At 46.7% G+C, this 18,102-nt stretch carries 17 protein-coding genes; 14 read left to right on the top strand and 3 right to left on the bottom strand.

The genetic code is table 11. From position 1 onward, the window contains the following. Positions 1 to 107 precede the first annotated feature (107 nt). Both BEL05_RS02855 and gnd read left to right on the top strand, forming a co-directional pair. Positions 108 to 596, top strand: coding sequence for a MarR family winged helix-turn-helix transcriptional regulator (locus BEL05_RS02855; RefSeq protein WP_083250284.1), 489 nt, complete (start codon positions 108 to 110; stop codon positions 594 to 596). Between the two features lie 251 nt (positions 597 to 847). Then, complete coding sequence (gene gnd, locus BEL05_RS02850) at positions 848 to 2,389, top strand: NADP-dependent phosphogluconate dehydrogenase (RefSeq protein ID WP_069670208.1); 1,542 nt, start codon at positions 848 to 850, stop codon at positions 2,387 to 2,389. Between the two features lie 91 nt (positions 2,390 to 2,480). Here the strand turns inward: gnd and BEL05_RS02845 are convergent, their stop codons facing one another. Next, positions 2,481 to 4,013, bottom strand: coding sequence for a DUF3612 domain-containing protein (locus tag BEL05_RS02845; protein ID WP_028763538.1), 1,533 nt, complete (start codon positions 4,011 to 4,013; stop codon positions 2,481 to 2,483). A gap of 190 nt (positions 4,014 to 4,203) precedes the next feature. Here BEL05_RS02845 and BEL05_RS02840 point away from each other — a divergent pair, with 190 nt between their 5' ends. Next, the gene (locus BEL05_RS02840) at positions 4,204 to 4,752 is read left to right on the top strand and encodes an aldolase/citrate lyase/malate synthase family protein (RefSeq protein ID WP_069670207.1); all 549 of its coding nucleotides are present in this window, start codon (positions 4,204 to 4,206) and stop codon (positions 4,750 to 4,752) included. A 63-nt stretch (positions 4,753 to 4,815) separates the two neighbouring features. On the opposite strand, the gene BEL05_RS02835 is transcribed toward BEL05_RS02840, so the two are convergent. Further along, positions 4,816 to 5,691 (bottom strand): 1,4-dihydroxy-2-naphthoate polyprenyltransferase, encoded by an 876-nt coding sequence (locus tag BEL05_RS02835; protein ID WP_028763540.1) that lies wholly within the window; start codon positions 5,689 to 5,691, stop codon positions 4,816 to 4,818. A gap of 409 nt (positions 5,692 to 6,100) precedes the next feature. Between BEL05_RS02835 and BEL05_RS02830 the strand changes: the two genes are divergently transcribed. The 6 genes from BEL05_RS02830 to ompW all read left to right on the top strand — a co-directional run bounded on the left by BEL05_RS02830 (position 6,101) and on the right by ompW (position 12,377). Next, the gene (locus BEL05_RS02830) at positions 6,101 to 7,018 is read left to right on the top strand and encodes an SDR family NAD(P)-dependent oxidoreductase (RefSeq protein ID WP_028763541.1); all 918 of its coding nucleotides are present in this window, start codon (positions 6,101 to 6,103) and stop codon (positions 7,016 to 7,018) included. Positions 7,019 to 7,126: 108 nt separating this feature from the next. Beyond that, positions 7,127 to 7,990, top strand: coding sequence for an acyl-CoA thioesterase II (gene tesB / locus BEL05_RS02825; RefSeq protein ID WP_069670206.1), 864 nt, complete (start codon positions 7,127 to 7,129; stop codon positions 7,988 to 7,990). 18 nt (positions 7,991 to 8,008) lie between these two features. After that, positions 8,009 to 8,407, top strand: a complete 399-nt coding sequence (locus BEL05_RS02820; protein WP_028763543.1) for a YbaY family lipoprotein — start codon at positions 8,009 to 8,011, stop codon at positions 8,405 to 8,407. Positions 8,408 to 8,573: 166 nt separating this feature from the next. Beyond that, positions 8,574 to 10,775 (top strand): glucosidase family protein, encoded by a 2,202-nt coding sequence (locus BEL05_RS02815; protein WP_069670205.1) that lies wholly within the window; start codon positions 8,574 to 8,576, stop codon positions 10,773 to 10,775. 65 nt (positions 10,776 to 10,840) lie between these two features. Continuing rightward, the gene (locus BEL05_RS02810; protein WP_245686927.1) at positions 10,841 to 11,458 is read left to right on the top strand and encodes a nucleotidyltransferase family protein; all 618 of its coding nucleotides are present in this window, start codon (positions 10,841 to 10,843) and stop codon (positions 11,456 to 11,458) included. 271 nt (positions 11,459 to 11,729) lie between these two features. Beyond that, positions 11,730 to 12,377, top strand: coding sequence for an outer membrane protein OmpW (ompW, locus tag BEL05_RS02805; protein ID WP_069670203.1), 648 nt, complete (start codon positions 11,730 to 11,732; stop codon positions 12,375 to 12,377). A 63-nt stretch (positions 12,378 to 12,440) separates the two neighbouring features. Here ompW and BEL05_RS02800 read toward each other — a convergent pair whose 3' ends face one another. Beyond that, positions 12,441 to 13,223 carry an SDR family NAD(P)-dependent oxidoreductase gene (locus BEL05_RS02800; protein WP_028763546.1) on the bottom strand — a complete coding sequence of 261 codons (783 nt, stop codon included), beginning with the start codon at positions 13,221 to 13,223 and terminating at the stop codon, positions 12,441 to 12,443. Between the two features lie 119 nt (positions 13,224 to 13,342). Here BEL05_RS02800 and BEL05_RS02795 point away from each other — a divergent pair, with 119 nt between their 5' ends. The 5 genes from BEL05_RS02795 to BEL05_RS02775 all read left to right on the top strand — a co-directional run bounded on the left by BEL05_RS02795 (position 13,343) and on the right by BEL05_RS02775 (position 18,055). Then, on the top strand, positions 13,343 to 13,744 hold the full coding sequence (locus tag BEL05_RS02795) for a YbaY family lipoprotein (protein WP_028763547.1): 402 nt from the start codon (positions 13,343 to 13,345) through the stop codon (positions 13,742 to 13,744). 78 nt (positions 13,745 to 13,822) lie between these two features. Then, positions 13,823 to 14,776: a homoserine O-acetyltransferase MetA gene (metA, locus tag BEL05_RS02790; protein ID WP_069670202.1), complete on the top strand. Its 954-nt coding sequence runs from the start codon at positions 13,823 to 13,825 to the stop codon at positions 14,774 to 14,776. Further along, entirely contained in the window at positions 14,773 to 15,306 is a 534-nt protein-coding gene (locus tag BEL05_RS02785; protein ID WP_028763549.1) for a GNAT family N-acetyltransferase, read from the top strand. The genes metA and BEL05_RS02785 overlap by 4 nt, the downstream gene beginning before the upstream one ends. 173 nt (positions 15,307 to 15,479) lie before the next feature. Then, positions 15,480 to 16,100 carry an NAD(P)H-dependent oxidoreductase gene (locus BEL05_RS02780; RefSeq protein ID WP_069670201.1) on the top strand — a complete coding sequence of 207 codons (621 nt, stop codon included), beginning with the start codon at positions 15,480 to 15,482 and terminating at the stop codon, positions 16,098 to 16,100. 2 nt (positions 16,101 to 16,102) lie between these two features. Continuing rightward, a complete protein-coding gene (locus BEL05_RS02775) occupies positions 16,103 to 18,055 on the top strand; it encodes a monovalent cation:proton antiporter-2 (CPA2) family protein (RefSeq protein ID WP_069670200.1) in 1,953 nt (650 codons plus the stop codon). Positions 18,056 to 18,102 lie beyond the last annotated feature (47 nt).

Raw genomic sequence — 18,102 nt, 5'->3', positions numbered from 1 at the left:
TGTGACGCTAGACTATCTGTTTTGCCGAGATTGACACAAGGCTTACTGCATCATAGTGTGCAAAATGCGGCTTTCAGTATATAGAGATAAATAAGTAATCTAGGGTAATGACAGTGACTGAACAATCCATTCCATTGACATCCGTTGGTGATGAAACGGCAAGCTTAACCACAGGCAAAGGCTTGTCTGATAATGTTTGCTTTGCACTTTATACTGCGTCCAATGCGCTGGTTCGTGCTTATCGCCCATTATTGGAGCGCTGTGATCTCACCTATCCGCAGTATTTGGTGATGCAGGCGTTATGGTTTGAAGATGACGCAAGTTTGACGGCGCTGTCGCTGGCGACTCGACTTGATCTGGGAACCTTGACCCCTATTGTCAAACGATTAGAAGCAAAAGGCTTGGTGGCGCGTAAAGTGGACCTGACTGACGAGCGTAAGAAGGTGATTAGCGTAACTGCGGCAGGCGTAGCCCTTAAGCAAGAGGCCTTGGCGCTGAAACAGGTGTTACTCGAAAAGGTAAGTATCTCAGAGCAAGAGATTGTTCAGTTGCGCGATCTCTGTCTGACTTTGACTCATGATTTGAATCAAAAGTAGTGTTTTGATTCAACAAATTGTGCTTATTTTTTTTGAGAATACACTGTTCGCTACTGTGTTCAGTGATTCGAGATATTGCCTAGTAATTAACTTACCAATTTTTGTATAATCCCCGCCAATTTATTGCCTATCAACAGTGCAATGTCATGAGCGTGGTTGTAAACGAATACAAGCGCCTGATTTGACTAAACTTGAGCTGAAAACTATAACAGATAGGCGTCTACAATCTCTGTTTCCCGTGGGAAAATCTAATGCAAAATCACCCAGACCTTCTCGATATAGGTGTGATTGGCTTAGGTGTGATGGGTAAAAACCTCGCACTGAACATTGCCGATAATCACTACAACGTTGCCGCTTTCGATCTCGATACTCAAAGAATCGCTGGGCTGCTAAAGCAGGAGAAAGATGAACGGCTTGCAGGCAAAGCACAACGGATTGAAGGCTGTAGCAATCTTTCAGAAATGTTGTCTAGACTCGTAAAACCAAGGGTGTTGGTGTTGTCCGTGCCAGCGGGTGGGCCCGTTGATGGTGTGTGTAACGCACTGATTGAGGCGGGGATTGAGTCAGACGATATTGTCATCGATACGGGTAATAGTCTATGGACTGATACCGTCGCGCGCGAAGCGCACTATGCAGGGAAGTTTGTCTTTTTTAGCTGCGCAGTGTCTGGCGGTGAAATGGGCGCGCGTTTTGGTCCATCGTTAATGCCAAGTGGTGATGCAAAAGCGTGGGATAGGATTAAACCTATTTGGCAAGCCATTGCGGCTAAAGTCGACCCGACGACAGGCTTACCCATTGAACGTCAAGAACCAGGTAATCCCGTGACAGAAGGGGAACCTTGCACAACCTACATTGGTCCTGCTGGCGCTGGCCACTACGTTAAAATGGTGCACAACGGTATTGAATATGCCGACATGCAACTTATTTGTGAAGCATATCAGCTATTAAGCGATGGCTGTGGCATGAGTGCCAGTGAGATTGGTCAGGTGTTTGCGCGTTGGAACAAAGGGGACTTAAACAGCTATCTGATGGAGATCAGCGCCGATGTGCTGTCTCAAGCCGACCCGATTACGGGTAAACCACTGGTGGAGATGATCCTTGATAAAGCGGGCCAGAAAGGCACAGGCTTATGGACCGCAGTCAGTAGTTTACAAATCGGCTGTCCAGCGCCGACCATTGCTGAGGCCGTTTATGCGCGAGCGGTTAGCACCCAGAAAACCCAGCGTCAACAGTTAAGCAAACTGTTAGCGGGCCCGCAGCCGATGAAAATGAGTGCTGAGGAGCAAACTCAATTTATTTCACAGCTAGAAAATGCCCTTTACTGTGCCAAGATTGCCTGCTACGCCCAGGGGTTTCAGTTAATGGCGATGACGGCAAAAGAGAAACACTGGCAATTGGACTTTGCTGAAATCGCTAAGATTTGGCGTGCAGGTTGTATTATCCGTGCCACGTTTTTGCAATCCATCACCAAGGCGTATCAAAAGGCCAGTGATCGCGGTGAAGAGCTCGCTAACTTGCTGATGGCTGACAGTTTCAGCAATGCACTGTCGGCAAAGCAGCTAGATTGGCGTCAAGCGGTAGCCAAAGCCATTATTGGTGGCGTGCCAGTGCCGTGTATCGGTTCTGCTCTGGCGTATTATGACAGCTATCGCTGCGAAACCTTGCCCGCCAATCTGCTTCAAGGTCAGCGTGATTTCTTTGGTGCTCACACCTTTGAGCGCATTGATGCACCAGCCGGTGAAAAATATCACCTTAATTGGAGCCATAGTGAGCGCACGATAGAGAAGCGATAAGCGCAAAGACATTATGATAAATGCTTAAAGGCCGCCATCTTGGGAAAGAGGGCGGCCTTTTTATTATACCCATCATTACTGGGCGGCAGCATTAACCACCGCAGGTGCCACTTTCATAACAGCTTGGTTTACGCGGACAGGTTGAGCCTCGAGAGCAAATTAATCGGGCTTCATTATCTATACCTCGTTCAACCCAATTGATGTTGAGGATTTTTGCAACGCGCTTGATATCTGTTTTTATGCTGGTGGGTAAGTTCGCCGAGCCACCATTATCAACGCAGACCTTTTTGAGTTCGTGAGCGATGGATTGTGCATCGCCACCTTGCGCTTCGATAGCAGGGTTCAGATCTATGCCTGCACACAACACATGAGGGTTGCCCGCTAAATCACTAACACGAATTGATTCGCAGCAATAGATTTTGGGTTCGGCAGCAACATCCAAAATTGATATCTGCGCTGATGAGCCCGTTGACGCGGCATTAATCATGCGAAACACAGCCCAATGTTGGCAAGGATCTTCGACTTGACGCATATTGCCCCAGGGCAGCGGGATACCGTTACCGCGATAAACGGCTTTGAGCTTACCTGGTGAGTACGCATCAAAATAGTGCCAATGGCTATAGGGAGAAACCGCTGTCATACGCCGCATGGCAACCGATGGTGAAACCCCCACAAGTTTAGCGACGTCAATTTCATAACCATGGCGGTCGAGCAGTTGTCTAAACGGGACTTTAGGGCAGAGCAGAGCACCGGCAAAAAAGCTGGACTCAAAATCACGCCACGCATGCAATATGTCCTGGGCATCGACCGTAGATGATTGCGGCGCGTTAAAGGTCTCCTCGCCAAGGCTAGTACCGTGGCTGCGACCAGCAATCATCACGCTCTTCAGACCATCTTTATTGTGTAAAACGCTGTGGCCAATATGGACCGCAAGGTCATATTTAAGGCGGTTGGTATGGGATTTGAGTAACTTATTAAGGTAGATTTTATTAGGCAGCTCAAAGTAGGAGGTGATGATATGTTGCTCGCTAGCACCGGCCTCTTTGACTATCTCTAACGGGGCTTTGTTAAACCATTTGATGGTGAGCCCTAAGCGTTCAACAATACCTTGCAGATCCTCAAGGCTCAGCGGCATACGCTTAAGCCCTACCTCTTCGGCAGCTCGTTCAAGATCTGGGAAGTGATTTTGGTGATGTTCCTGATGCGCTCTGATTAACAGATGAGCAAATTGTCGGCCGCTAATACCGGTTTGTGACAGCATCTCGGGAATGGCAATCTGTAAAATTTCATTAGAAAATAAAAAGCTGGGCTCCAGTGCCATGCCGCTAATTCCACCACGAGAACCTTTTACTGGCGTGATCGCTTGCTCTTCTGGAGCATCGTCGAGGAACCAGTCGACCTCTTTTTGAAATACTGCGGCTATTACCGCTAACATGCCCGCACTGGGTACTCGCTTACCCCTTTCTATCATAGATAAGTAGGAGACAGAGGGTGCGGAGTCGGCATCGACTCTGACACAGCGAGCCGATAGATCTTCCATGGTCAAATTATTTCGTTTTCTAAGGTTGCGGATCTTAGTGCCTAGAAAATGTGACTTTCTCATCAAGCTGGTCGTTGTCTTCATTTTGTAAAATTCACACTGTGAAATTTCTATTGTGAAATTGTAATGAAAAAAGCGCTAGACTACAAATTAAGCAATCAGGGAAGTTTACTGGATGTCCAATTAGCCTAGTTTGGCTGGGTTCATTCACTGAATTCTTGAGATGCAAAACGCGAGCGATACCCTACTAAGTCACTAATAAAAGGATGAGGCTATGAATATTCAGGCAGCGCAACATAATCTAATAGACCAAAGTATTTACAACTTCATCAAGCAGGTAATACCTATGACATTGAGCAACGGAAATACAGCCATAGATCAAACCAACCAAACTAATAATACGATGGTTTATGCCAAGCAGATCCTTGACCAGTACTTTCCACTCAGTGTCGGCTCACACCAGGATGTGTGTAGTTATGTGATTTACTACAATCAGTTACTCGCCTTTTTTGCCGATGGCACTCAAAGTGGCCTAGAGCAGCCCAAGCAGTTTGTGGCATTAACCGGACATAAATGCGAACCCACCTCTTTGGTGTTAAAGAATAACGGCTTCCATGTTGAGATCTCCATCGATCGTCGTGGCGTGCAAGGCATTGAAGACCTAGCTGGTATTGATGATGTGCAAGTAGAAGCGGCACTCATGACGATTGTAAACAGTGAACAAGCACCGAATAAACGCAGTTGGAGCAGCCTTGTCACTGGACAAGCAGGGTGTAGTGGTAAGCAGTTTACAGCTAAAGATGGTAGTGACTACCAGTTATAAGCTAGGGGATGCTCGCTAGATAGCAAACGCCAGTCGATAGACTGGCGTTTTTTGTGGTTGCGCTTACTGAATGGCGATTAACCCAGCACTAAAGAGTGCACTAAAGATAACCGTTAATTTAGCGGTTCTCCCCAACAGCGGATTAAGCGCCTCGCCAGAGGTTTGGCTAAACTCGCTATGCAGTTTGCGGGCTAATATAATCGACAGTCCCGCTAGTAGTACGGGCATGCCAGGTAAAAAACCCAGAAAGAAACCACCAATAATGAGAGCGAATGGCAGGTAAACCAGTGCTTGGTAGAGCACACGGGCCTGACCTTCACCAATCTTAACGGCCAAAGTATGTTTACCCGCTTTGGTGTCGGTAGGAATATCGCGGGTGTTATTGACTAACATTACCGCGGCATTGAATAGTCCGATAGCACTGCCTAGCAGCCAAGCGGCACCACTGGTGTCACCGGCTTGTAAAAAGTAACTGCCAACAACAGCGACTAGGCCAAAAAAGATAAAGGCCGCAACTTCACCCAGCCCGTGAGAGGCTAACGGATAGGGGCCACCACTATAACCCAATGCTCCCAGCACTGATGCGGCGGCTAATATCGCAATCGGCCAGCCGCCGTGGTAGATGAGGTAAGAGCCAACAGTTAATGCCAATATTAAGCATAACCCCATCGCATTACGCACTTTTTCCGGCGAGAGTAAGCCACTTTGTGTGACACGTACAGGACCCAAACGCTCTTCGGTATCGACCCCACTTTTAAAGTCAAAATAGTCGTTTGCTAGATTTACGGCAATCTGCAATAGCAAAGCACAAAGCATTGATACAGCCGCGACTAGCCAGCTAAATTGGTCTAAATGTAGGGCGAGAGCGTTGCCCACCAGTAATGGGCCAATCGCTGCAGGTAGCGTACGGGGGCGGGTAGCAAGGATCCAAGGATTCATTATTATAGTTCAATTATGTTAGGTGAAAGGCAGAACGCTTTAAACCAACAGCATAGCAAAAAATGGCAATCTGCTGAAGCGCTTGTATTGGCTTATTGTGAACTCTCCCTGTTAATTTACGCAGATTAATAGCGGGCTATCTGCTTAAGAGTTAAGCGATTTGTCAACAGCTGTTAATAAATTGTGAAATCATGATCGGGCGCACATACATCGGCTTCAATTTAGTGAAATTTGTCGATAGCTTCAAAGAATAAGCTGATGACATGTGCTGTTATAAGGCACTGTAGTGTGCAAGGTTATCTCTCTATAAATTATTGTATCTAATTGGTTTATATTGTTTTTACATTAATTAGGTGGGTCTGTATTGAGCGTGCACATGTAAGCTGATGTTGAATAAGGAATTAAGCTGATGCGTTTTGATGATCAAGTTGCTGTGATCACTGGAGCAGGAGCTGGCTTAGGAAGAGCTTATGCTATCGCCCTCGCTGAGCGTGGTGCTCGGGTTGCACTCATTGATTCAGGTTGCGCCGATAGTCGCTATCCTAAAGAGCTGCGCTCAGGGCTTGATAACACACTAAGAACGCTGAAGGAGCTTGGCGCTACAGCGGTGAGTTATCGAATCGATGTGCGAGATCATGATGCTGTTGTCACTATGATTGAGTGTTTGCAGTCATTGTGGGGACGTATCGATATTTTGATTAATAATGCCAGCATTCATCAACCCTGCGCATTTGATGCGCTTACCATAGAGCAATGGCAGCAGCAGTTAGATGTCGATGTCAACGGTAGTTTTTACTTAGCCAAAGCGGTGTGGCCACTAATGAAGCTGCAGGGATATGGCCGAATAATCATGAGTGGCGCGGCCAGTGGTCTCTATGGTGATATGCATGAAACCTGCTTTAGTACCAGTAAAATGGCATTAATGGGCTTGGTCAATAGTTTGTCTATTGAGGGAAGAGAGTACAACATTGGGGTTAACTCGATTACGCCCCATGCATTAACCGACATGACGGCCAGCCATTTAGCCCCTTCGGTTAAACCGCTATTTTCAAAGTCTTCGGTCAATGCCACTATGTTATACCTAAGCTCAAAGTGGGCACCAACGGGTCAACATTTTCTGGTGGCTGCTGGCAGTGTCAGTCATGGTATGTTTACAGAATTTCAACCGCTTAGAATTGGCGAAGATGATTGTAAGCCTGAAGTTATCCACGAAAATTGGCATACCCATTATCAACAACTCCCAGTGGTGTTACATCAAAGTGGCGAAGAGCAGATAACGGCTTGGGCCAAACGCAGCGCCGCAGAGCGCCATGTGGTTATCGAGTAATGGTTATGTTGGTTTAGGTTACAGGGTTAAAATCGCAGCGACGCTAGCAAGATAATGGCTAACTAAGGTAAGCTTACCGGTCTATATTTTTGTGGTCGGTGGGATCTCATGAGCCAAGTGTTAAATGATCTATTGTCGCTGCTCTCTCTAGAGCAGATAGAGGTTGGACTGTATAGAGGACAAAGCCAAGATTTGGGTTTTGGCCATGTCTTCGGTGGCCAAGTGATGGGTCAAGCCTTAAGTGCTGCCGCGCAAACGGTAGCGGCAGACCGACAAGTTCATTCATTTCACTCCTATTTTTTGCGTGCTGGCGATGAGAAACTCCCCATTGTTTATGATGTTGAAATCATGCGAGATGGCGGCAGTTTTAGCGCTCGTCGTGTCAAAGCGATTCAAAAAGGTCGGCCTATTTTTTATATGACTTGTTCATTCCAACGTCATGAAGAAGGGTTTAATCATCAGAGTCAAATGCCAGAGGTGCCAGGACCTGATGGGTTGCTCAATCAACAAGAACTGGCAATGACACTTCGCAATAAAGTGCCTGCAAAAGTGTTAGAGAAGTTTATGGCCGACTCACCGCTGGAGATGCGTCTAGTTAACCCCAGCGATCCCTTTGCGCCTAAAGAGAGCGAGCCTAAACGCTATGTTTGGATCCGTGCCAATGGTAGTATCCCTAGCGATCTCTCTGTACATGAGTATCTACTGGCTTATGCATCAGATTTTAATTTCTTGGTTACCGCAGCGCAGCCACACGGTGTGTCTTTTGTGACCCCAGGAATGCGTATGGCTACCATAGATCACGCCATGTGGTTCCACCGCCCCTTGGATCTTAATCAATGGCTACTTTATGCCATTGATAGTCCTAATGCTGGTGGGGGCAGGGGCTTTGTGCGTGGTGAGTTTTATACCCAAAGTGGTGAGTTAGTTGCGTCAGCCACCCAAGAGGGATTAATGCGTTTAGTGAAAGATTAAACCGTTACTAGGATATAAATGAATATGAAAGTGAAAAGTGTAATCGCGTTTTTTTGTCTGTTGCTGTTAAGTGCGTGTGTGACTGTTGAGCCTGAGCCACCGGTGATTATTAATGGTGCGGCGGGGTATTTGGAAAAGGTCAACTTGCCTCAAGGTAGCTCTATTACCATTGCGGTGATCGATTTGGACACGCCTGGCGCTATCATCGCACAGAAGTCGTTTAATATTGCCAGAGCACCCGTGCCCTTTAAGTTTACCTTTGATGCTGAAACCATTGACAGCAAAGTTAATTACGGTGTGGTAGCCATGATTCAATATCAAGGTAAGGTGATCTTTCAAACCTATGACAAGTTTCCTGTGATAAACAATGGTAAGTTCACCACTGAAGTACTGATGAAATTGGTAAATAACCGATAACTAGTATTATGAGCTATTGATTAAAAGGAGCTAAGGCTCCTTTTTTTGTGGATGATAAATAAGGATATACTGATTAACAATGAGCTTTTTTCATCTATAAAGGCTTGCTCTTGAATATTGTATCCAATACTCTGGTTGGATAATAATAATTTCAAGGAGTGAATACGTGACTTTTATTGGCAGTCATCAAGTTATTGGTAGCTCGCGAGCCAGCGAGTTATCTGATGAGCAAACGTGTGACACTGTTTACTCATCCCCTACCCAGATGCATTTAACCGCCCCTCAATGCTTGCCTCATCTCGGCCTATTGTTGATAGGAATCTTCATGGTGTTGATAATGGGATGTGGCCGGTCCCCGTCAGAAAAACTGCTGACAGAGTCGCCCAAGTCAATTGAGCAAGCAAGCCCACAGGCTACAACCGTGGCCTCCGTTAATGCGCTGTCCAAGGAGTATCATCAATATTGGCAGTTGGCGGAACAGGGGATCCGCTGGCAAGTTGGGCAGCCACATAGCGATCAGTTAGAGATGAGTGGCCTACAGATATCGGCAGTGATTGATTATGGTGTGGATGAGGCGGGTAATACAGCACTGTCGCGCACATTAGTGTGGCCAATGCTCAGAACACTGCCTAACGATACCCATGCAAGCTTAATGCGCACTTTTAGCACCTCGGTGATGCCACAGCTAACCCTAGATGGAGAAGAAGTGACAAACAGGGGGCTAGTCGAGGTGATCTTTGATGGTGTACTGACATTGACTCAGCAGCTGACAAAAGATGTCAGCTTGGTGCGAACCTTGACCATCGACCCCTATGAGCCCGGATTTATTGAACGCTGGCAGATAACCAATTTAGGTGAACAGCCTGTTTTAGCAGTACTAACTGAGATTGACTATCAAGAGGTCACTGGGGCTGAAAATGGCCTGTATGGACGCTATAAGATAGCGGTGAGCGCGCCAGCTAAATCTCTGGTTATTGCGCCAAATAGCCACTTAATTAACGACATTGTATTTAGCGCTCAACTCGTAGATGAGATGGTCTATATCGATCCTACCGAGGCAATCGCTACCAGACATCGTCAGCTGGATGGTTGGCGTAATACGCTGCAGTTTGAAAGTCCAGACCCTCTGCTTAATCAAATGTTTGAGTTTGCCAAATTACGCGCGACAGAGTCTATTTTTGCCACGCGTAATGGCTTGGCCCATGGCCCTGGCGGTACTCGCTACTACGCTGCTGTCTGGGCAAATGATCAGGCCGAATATGTCAATCCATTCTTTCCCTACTTAGGAGATGCGAAGGGTGTAGCATCGGCGCTCAATAGTTTTAAATGGTTCGCCAATTACATGAACCCTGAGTTTAGTGCGCTTCCTTCATCTATCATCGCTGAAGGCACTGATTTTTGGAATGGTGCTGGCGACCGTGGTGATTGCGCCATGATAGCTTATGGTGCCAGCGACTTTGCCCTAAGCTTAGGTCGAGAAGATAAGGCACGTGAACTATTGCCTTTGATTGAGTGGTGCCTTGAGTACAATCGCCATCAACGCATGGAAAATGGGATCATTGCTAGTGATAGTGATGAACTTGAAGGGCGTTTTCCTGCGGGGAATGCCAATTTGAGTACCAATATGTTGGCCTATGGCGGACTCGTTCGCGCAGCAAGATTAAAAAAGGCTCTAGGCGACGATGATCAAGGGCTGGAACAAGAGGCACAAGCGCTAAAACTAGCTATCATAGCTCATTTCAGCGCCGAGGTTGCTGGTTACCAAACCTACCGTTATTACGAAGGCAATGACAAGCTTAGAGCCTGGATAGCACTGCCATTGGCCTTTGGGTTTGAGCACCACAAGGCGGGTACCATAGATGCCTTGTTATCAGAAAATCTGTGGACTAAAGATGGCTTATTGACCGAGGAGGGAGATAAAACGTTTTGGGATCGCTCTACCTTATATGGTTTTAGGGCGTTAATGAAAGCCGGTGAATTACAGCGAGTATGGCCCTATTTTGAATATTACTCCCACAAACGTCTTACTGGTGAACATGTGCCCTATGCGGTGGAAGCGTGGCCTGAAGGGGATCAGCGACATCTCAGCGCAGAAAGTGGTTTGTATGCCAGAGTGATCATTGAGGGACTATTTGGGATTGAACCGATAGGTTTTCAGCAGTTTATGTTGGCACCTAGATTGCCAGCGCATTGGAATGACATGGCACTTAGGCATATTAAGGCCTTTGGCGCTGATTTCGATATCGTGGTTAGACGAGTTGAGGGCGGAGTCAATATTGATATTATTAGTGCGGGCAGGGTGATACAGCAGCATTTTTGGGATCAAGGCTCGCCACTACCAGTAACGCTCACATTAATTCAGCCATAAAAGTCATCGCCTCAATCTTATCGCTGGGGTAGGATATTGCTACCCCAGAAGCCGATAACATTCTTGTGAATCATCAAAACATCTCTAATTCCCAGCAGTTGTGTCTGTGGCTAAAGCAAGATGCCATGCGTATGGATGCACTGAAGTATGCTGCGCAGCTTAACCTTCCTCAGTGGTGTATTGCCGCAGGGTTTGTGCGTAACTTAGTGTGGGATAGGCTTCACGGGCGTTTGAATACCCCATTAACCGATATTGATGTTATCTATTTCGACCCCTCTGATCTCAGTAAAGACAGTGAATATGGTTATCAAGCCAAGTTGCAAACATTAGCGCCGGATTATCCATGGTCGGTAAATAATCAGGCTAGAATGCACATTCGTAATGGCGATGAGCCTTATACCTCGACCCTTGATGCCATGGGTTACTGGCCTGAGTTAGAGACAGCTGTGGGCGTGAGCTTTTCCTTAGCTGAGGCCGCAGAGCCTCTGGTGCAGCATGCCCCTTTGATTAGCAACCTTGACACACTGCAGGGCATCGAGATTTTTGCCCCGTTTGGGCTTACTTCGCTATTTGATTTAAGAGTTAGCCCTAATTCAAAACGGGATATTAAGCTATTCCATCAAAGGGTGAAGCAAAAAAGCTGGCTTGGACAATATCCTAAACTCTCCTGCACTACCGAATAAGTCGCATATCCTACCTTTGTTAACGCGTTAAGTGGGTAATCTCTAATTTACCATTGGCTTAATTTGCACCATGTCACTTTTTTCAAAGGTGCATTGTCTATAACGTTTATCTTTTTGTGATCGATATGGCTTTTGCCTATCTAAAAAGTGGTGTAGCGACCTGATATTGATTTGGATCAAGATGTAGCGAGTTTGGATCTGGCAGGATACGCGCAAATGTTAAGGATTTTGATAATAATAACGACGTAAACTGTTGTATTAATGGAGTAGTATGATGAAAAAAAGTATCGTTTCAGGTCTAATCGCAGCCGCCCTACTATCGACTGGTTTTGCCGCTTCTGTTTCTGCTCACCAAGCTGGTGATATCATTGTTCGCGCTGGTGCGGTAGTTGTTGCACCAAATGAATCTAGCCCTGTTGTTGCAGAAGTTGCAGAGTTCACTGTCAGCAACAATACTCAGCTAGGGCTAAACTTTGGTTATATGCTAACTGACAATATCGGTGTTGAGTTGTTGGCTGCGACGCCATTCTCACACGACATATCTTTAGGGGCGCTTGGTAAGATTGCTGAGACAAAGCATTTACCGCCTACTTTAGTGGCTCAGTACTATTTTGGTTCTGCTGACTCAAAACTACGCCCATATATCGGTGCTGGTGTTAACTTCACTAACTTTTTTGACAATGAATTTACCAATGACCTTGATGGCGCATTAACCGATCTAAGTTTGTCAAATTCATGGGGCTTAGCGGCACAAGCTGGTATCGACTACCAAGTAAATAAAAATTGGTTGGTGAATGCTTCAGTTTGGTATGCGCAGATCAGCACTGACGTAACGTTTAATTTAGGTGGCGCTGCTCAGAAAGTTGAAACCGATATCGACCCATGGGTATATATGGTCAGCGTTGGCTACACCTTCTAAGGTTTATTGAACTTGATCAAAAAGGAGCCGTTTGGCTCCTTTTTTTGTGGCGGTTGTACCGGTTTATTTTGCAGTCTTGTTGGCTTTCTCTGCCGCTTTAGCTTCCAATCGCTGGGCTTTGGTGCGCCAGTGCCTAGTGTTATAAATAAACTCTGGTAATAGCTTGGTTAACCAGGCGACCAATCGCCAGCGCTTAGTGATATACACTTTCCGTTTAGCTTTTTTCATTGCACTAATCACTTGTCTTGCCACCTCGTCAGGTGGCGAAAGCCATAGTCGACTCTTTTGCATGGCCGCTTTATCGAGTAACCCGAGCTGGAGATCTGTGATGGTTATCGGCAGTTTTAGACGCTGAGCGTGCATGCTCAGCCCCTCAAGGTAGTTGGTCGCATAGGCTTTCGATGCATGGTAGGCCACGCTAGGACCGCCTCTTAGTCCAGCAATGGAGTTTATGGCCGCTAACTGACCATAGCCTTGCTGGGTAAATAGCCGAAAAGCCGTATTGCATATGGCGCTAAAGCCCTGCACATTGACGGTAATAATATCTTCTTCTGGTTGCCATGGTAATGCGGGATCATAGCTATTAAGGCCAGTGTTCACGATCACTAAATGCGCACCGTCTAATTCATGCCACAGAGATTCTAAGGTGGCAATAATGGCTTGAGGTTGATCAATTTGCAGTGGAAGCACACGGACTTTGGTTGGTAATGATTGAGCAAATTCAGATAACGAATCCGGATCTTGGGCGAGAAGTGCTAATTCAACACCTTGCTCAGCAAGTTGTTTGGCGACTTCGCGACTTAATAGTGAGCTTGCGCCCACAATAATGGCAGTAGCTTGGGTCATTAGGCTATTCGATGACAAATGGTTGGCCTATGATATGAACATCTCAACGATAGAACAAGATTTAAAGTGTAGACATATGGACATCCAGAAGTCTTGATGTATGATTAGGAGCATAGAGTATGAACAGATGGTTAAAATCCCTTTTGCCTGTGGCGATGGCAGCAAGTGTGTTAGTGGGGTGTGCAACACCTAATGCCAGTGTCGAGATCCAAGGCGAGGTGTGGTTTAAAGAGCGTATTGCACTGCCAGCCGAGGCGATATTGTCGGTGCAACTGCAAGATGTCTCTAAAATGGATGTCCCCGCAGTGGTAATTGCCGAGTTGGAGCGCAGCGATGTGACAACGCCCGCGCCATTTCAGTTTGTTATCCCAAGTGATCAATTTGAACCCGGGCATCGCTATGCCATTGGAGCCAAAATCACCTTAGGCGATGAGCTGATGTTTATTAATACTCAGTCGTACCCTATCGACATTAGCAATCAAGGGCCTATGTCGGTACTTATACAAAAAGTCGGTCGTTAATCTTATCCATTACCGCGTCGACTTTATGGTCATGGCATGCCTCTATGGGTATGTTTCACACAGTTAAAGAGGCGCGGTATGCCGGTAAAAATTCCAGATAATCTGCCAGCAGCAGGTATTTTAGAATCTGAAAACATCTTTGTTATGTCCGAAACTCGGGCGGCAAATCAGGATATTAGACCGATGAAGGTACTGATCTTAAACCTGATGCCAAATAAGATTGAAACCGAAACTCAACTGCTGCGCTTGCTGGGCAATACGCCACTTCAGGTGGATGTGGATCTGCTGCGTATTCACGATAAAGAGTCAAAACATACCTCTATCGATCATATGAACAATTTCTATCGCGACTTTGAAGATGTGCGCCATAGAAACTATGATGGTTTAATCATTACTGGTGCTCCTTTGGGGCAGATAGCCTTTGAAGATGTGGTCTACTGGGATCATATCCGTGAGATCATTGACTGGTCTCAGGCCCATGTCACTTCAGTGTTATTTCTCTGTTGGGCGGCCCATGCGGCGCTCTATCACTTATACGGGCTAAAGAGAAAACTACTGGCAAAGAAGCGCTCTGGGGTATTTTCTCACCAGCGCAGTAAACACTATTTTCCATTACTGCGTGGTTTTGATGAGGAGTTTTATGCACCCCATTCACGCTTTGCTGAGATGGATGTTGATGAGTTAAAAGCGCACCCTGAGCTGCAAGTGCTCACCGAGTCAGAAGAAGCGGGTGCCTATATGGTGCTTAGCCGTAGCAATCGCAACCTATTCGTGACGGGTCATCCCGAGTATCAAAAGGCAACCTTGAAAGAGGAGTATCAGCGTGATCTTGGTGAAGGACTTAACCCCGATGTACCAATGAACTATTTTCGCAACGATGATCCGACGCAAGAGCCCGTTGCACGCTGGCACAGCCATGGAAGCTTGCTAGTTAGTAACTGGCTGAATTACTACGTCTATCAGCTTACGCCTTATGACCTTGATGACATGAGCGCTATGACCCCTTGGGAAAGTGATGGGGTCGTTAAATGAGCGAATTGTCAAATACCACCTTGATAGATACACCAAGATTGCAGATGCGTGAGTTTACCCTCGATGATGCTGACGCGGTACTGGCCTTTTCGATTCATCCTGAGGTGGTACGATACACAGGTGATGCAGGCAAGGTTAACTCGCTTGAAGATGCCAAACGGGTTATCAAAGATTATTGGTTGGCGGGGTATCGCGAACATGGTTTCGCGCGATATGCGCTGATCTGCAAGCAAGATAATCAATTGATCGGGTTTTGTGGCATAAAATATGAACCCCATCTCAATCGTGGCGCCGGGGGAATCGATATTGGTTATCGGATGTTACCCGACTATTGGGGGCAAGGATTGGCCACAGAAGCGGTAAAGGCTTGCTTGGACTATGCGCACAGCACCTTAGGGGTCGAAAAGGTTTACGCAGAAGTGATGGTTGAAAATAGCGCCTCAAGTAAGGTGTTGCTCAAGGCGGGTATGCGGCATATTGATAGCTATCAAGATGACGGTTACCAACTGTATCTTTATGAGACCTGCTAGGCGCCACGTTTTAAGTAAATCATATCTCGCTTGAGAAACCACCTCCAACAGGCTATTTTATCTAGACTTATCAGGTTCTATTGGCTTTTTTTCTAGAACCGTCGCGACGTTTCATACTCCTCCCATTAACCCATCATTTGACTAATGGTAGAAGTATTAGGTAAAGGACTGCTATGTCTGAGATTAAAAAGCGTATTTTGTTATTGCTGGCGCATCCCTCACAGCACCGCTCTGAAGTAAATATTCCCTTATTTGAAACGGCTAAAGCCATTGAGGGGGTCACGGCTGTTGATCTATACGGTGAATACCCCACCTTCGATATTGATATTGAGCAAGAGCAGCAACGGCTTGTGGATCACGACATCATTATTTTTCAGTTTCCTCTCTATTGGTACTCCACTCCAGCAATTTTAAAGGAGTGGCAAGATCTGGTGCTGGAGTATGGGTTTGCCTATGGCACCGATGGGGAGCAACTCAAGGGTAAGCCGTTTTTGTGTGCCTTGACCGCAGGGGGAAAAGAGGAAGCTTACCAAACTCAAGGTTATAACCATTTCACAATCAGGCAGTTATTGGCGCCCCTTGAACAAACTGCCAGTCTCACCGGAATGCACTATCTACCGCCATTAGCACTATTTGGCGCGAGAACGGCATCAGAGGATGATCGTATGGATGCCCATCGCCGCAAGTGGCGTCGATTACTTAAAGCACTAGTGGAAGATCGCGTCGATTTAGACATGGCGTCTGGGCTGGGGAAACTCAATCACAGTTTAGATCAAATTATCTTGGGGGATTAAGGATGACCGGGTATTTCTTACAAGCCTTTATCTATTTAGTCGCTGCGGTGATTGCTGTACCGCTAGCCAAACGCTTTGGTTTAGGCTCTGTGCTGGGTTACTTAATTGCTGGGGTGGTCATTGGTCCAGTGGTTGGCTTAGTGGGCGATGAGACTAATGTGATTCAACACTTCGCTGAGTTTGGTGTCGTCATGATGCTATTTGTGGTGGGCTTGGAGTTGGAGCCTAAGATGCTGTGGGCGATGCGCCACAGATTGATGGGGCTGGGTGGTTTACAAGTTGGACTAACGACTATCGCCGTGATGGCTATCGCACTGTGGTTTAGTATCCAATGGTCCATCGCTCTGACCATTGGCTTAGTGTTTGCGTTGTCGTCGACCGCTATTGTGTTGCAAACCTTTAACGAGAAAGGTTTAGGCAAGACCAAAGGAGGACGCAACGCGTTTTCAGTACTGCTGTTTCAAGATATCGCTGTGATCCCTATGCTCGCCTTTATTCCATTGCTCGCATTGCCGGAGTTGATCGACAAGGCACAGTTGGCTGTTGGCGAGGCGGCAGAGCATCATGAGGAGATAAGCTTAGTGGCTGGATTACCTGGTTGGGCTTACGGTTTGGTGATCACTGCTGCTATCGCCATGGTGGTGGTCGGTGGCCACTATCTTAGTCGGCCACTATTTCGGTTTGTGGCCAGTTCGGGTTTACGGGAGATATTTACCGCCACCGCACTGATGCTAGTGATAGGAATTGCCGCCTTGATGAGTCTAGTCGGGCTTTCACCTGCCTTGGGCACGTTCCTCGCTGGAGTCGTGCTTGCCAATAGTGAGTTTCGTCATGAGCTGGAGTCCAATATCGACCCATTTAAAGGCCTATTGTTGGGGCTCTTTTTTATTACCGTCGGCGCGGGAATTGATTTTGGCATCTTAGCCCAAGACTTAGGTTTAATCTTAGGTCTGACTTTAGGCCTTATGCTGCTTAAAGCGCTGGTGTTGCTGCTGCTTGCGGTTGTATTTAAAATCCGTCATAGCGATAAGTGGTTGTTTGCCCTGAGCTTGGCGCAAGCGGGGGAGTTTGGGTTTGTACTGCTCAGTTTTACGGTGCAAAACCATGTGATTCCGATGGAAATGGCGCAGGTTTTATCCTTAGTGGTGGCGCTGAGCATGTTTTTTACCCCAGGATTATTTATTCTGTTTGATAAGGTCATTGTGCCGCGTTATCGACAGGGTAGTCATCAGCGTGAGGCCGATGTGATTGATGAACAAGGAACGGTGATTATTGCTGGTGTTGGTCGCTTCGGCCAGATAGTCAATCGGATGCTCACCGCGAATGGGGTGAAAACCGTGGTACTGGATCATCAAGTCAGCCAAGTTGATATTCTCAGAAGTATCAATGTTAAAAGCTACTTTGGTGATGCCACCCGGCCTGATCTGCTTCATACCGCGGGTATCGAAGAGGCTTCGTTATTAGTGGTGGCAATGGACAATCCTGAGAGCACTACGGAGTTGGTGAAGTATGTTAAGCAGACCTATCCCAGAGTGAAAGTGTTAGCGCGGGCATTTGACCGTGGTCATGCCTATATCTTACACAGTGCCGGGGCTGATCATATTCAAAAGGAGACTTTTCATTCTAGTATTGAACTTGGGGTCGACGCGTTGAAGTGTCTTGGGTTTCACCCATTTCAAGTTGAGCAGCAAAAAAATACCTTTAAGCGGATTGAGCAGCGTAGTTCAAAAATTCTCTACCAAGCGTGGTGTGATGACAGCTCAGGTGAGCGTTTCGACAATAACTACCGCAAGCTGTTTATTGAGCTTGAGGAAACCATAAAGGCGGCGATGCTAAAAGATCGCAGCGATAAGCATGCGACCAGTGAACGAGGTTGGACACCGCCACCAAAAGGGTATGATGAGGTGCTTGATCATGACGATGCTCAGCGAGCAGATAACGATGCCAACGGATAGCTAGCGTGAGAAAAAGCCATCACAATCGTGATGGCTTTTTCGTGGTG

The organism is Shewanella colwelliana, assembly GCF_001735525.1.
GTDB classification, from domain to species: Bacteria; Pseudomonadota; Gammaproteobacteria; order Enterobacterales; family Shewanellaceae; genus Shewanella; species Shewanella colwelliana.
This window is presented reverse-complemented; position numbering and strand designations above follow the sequence as displayed.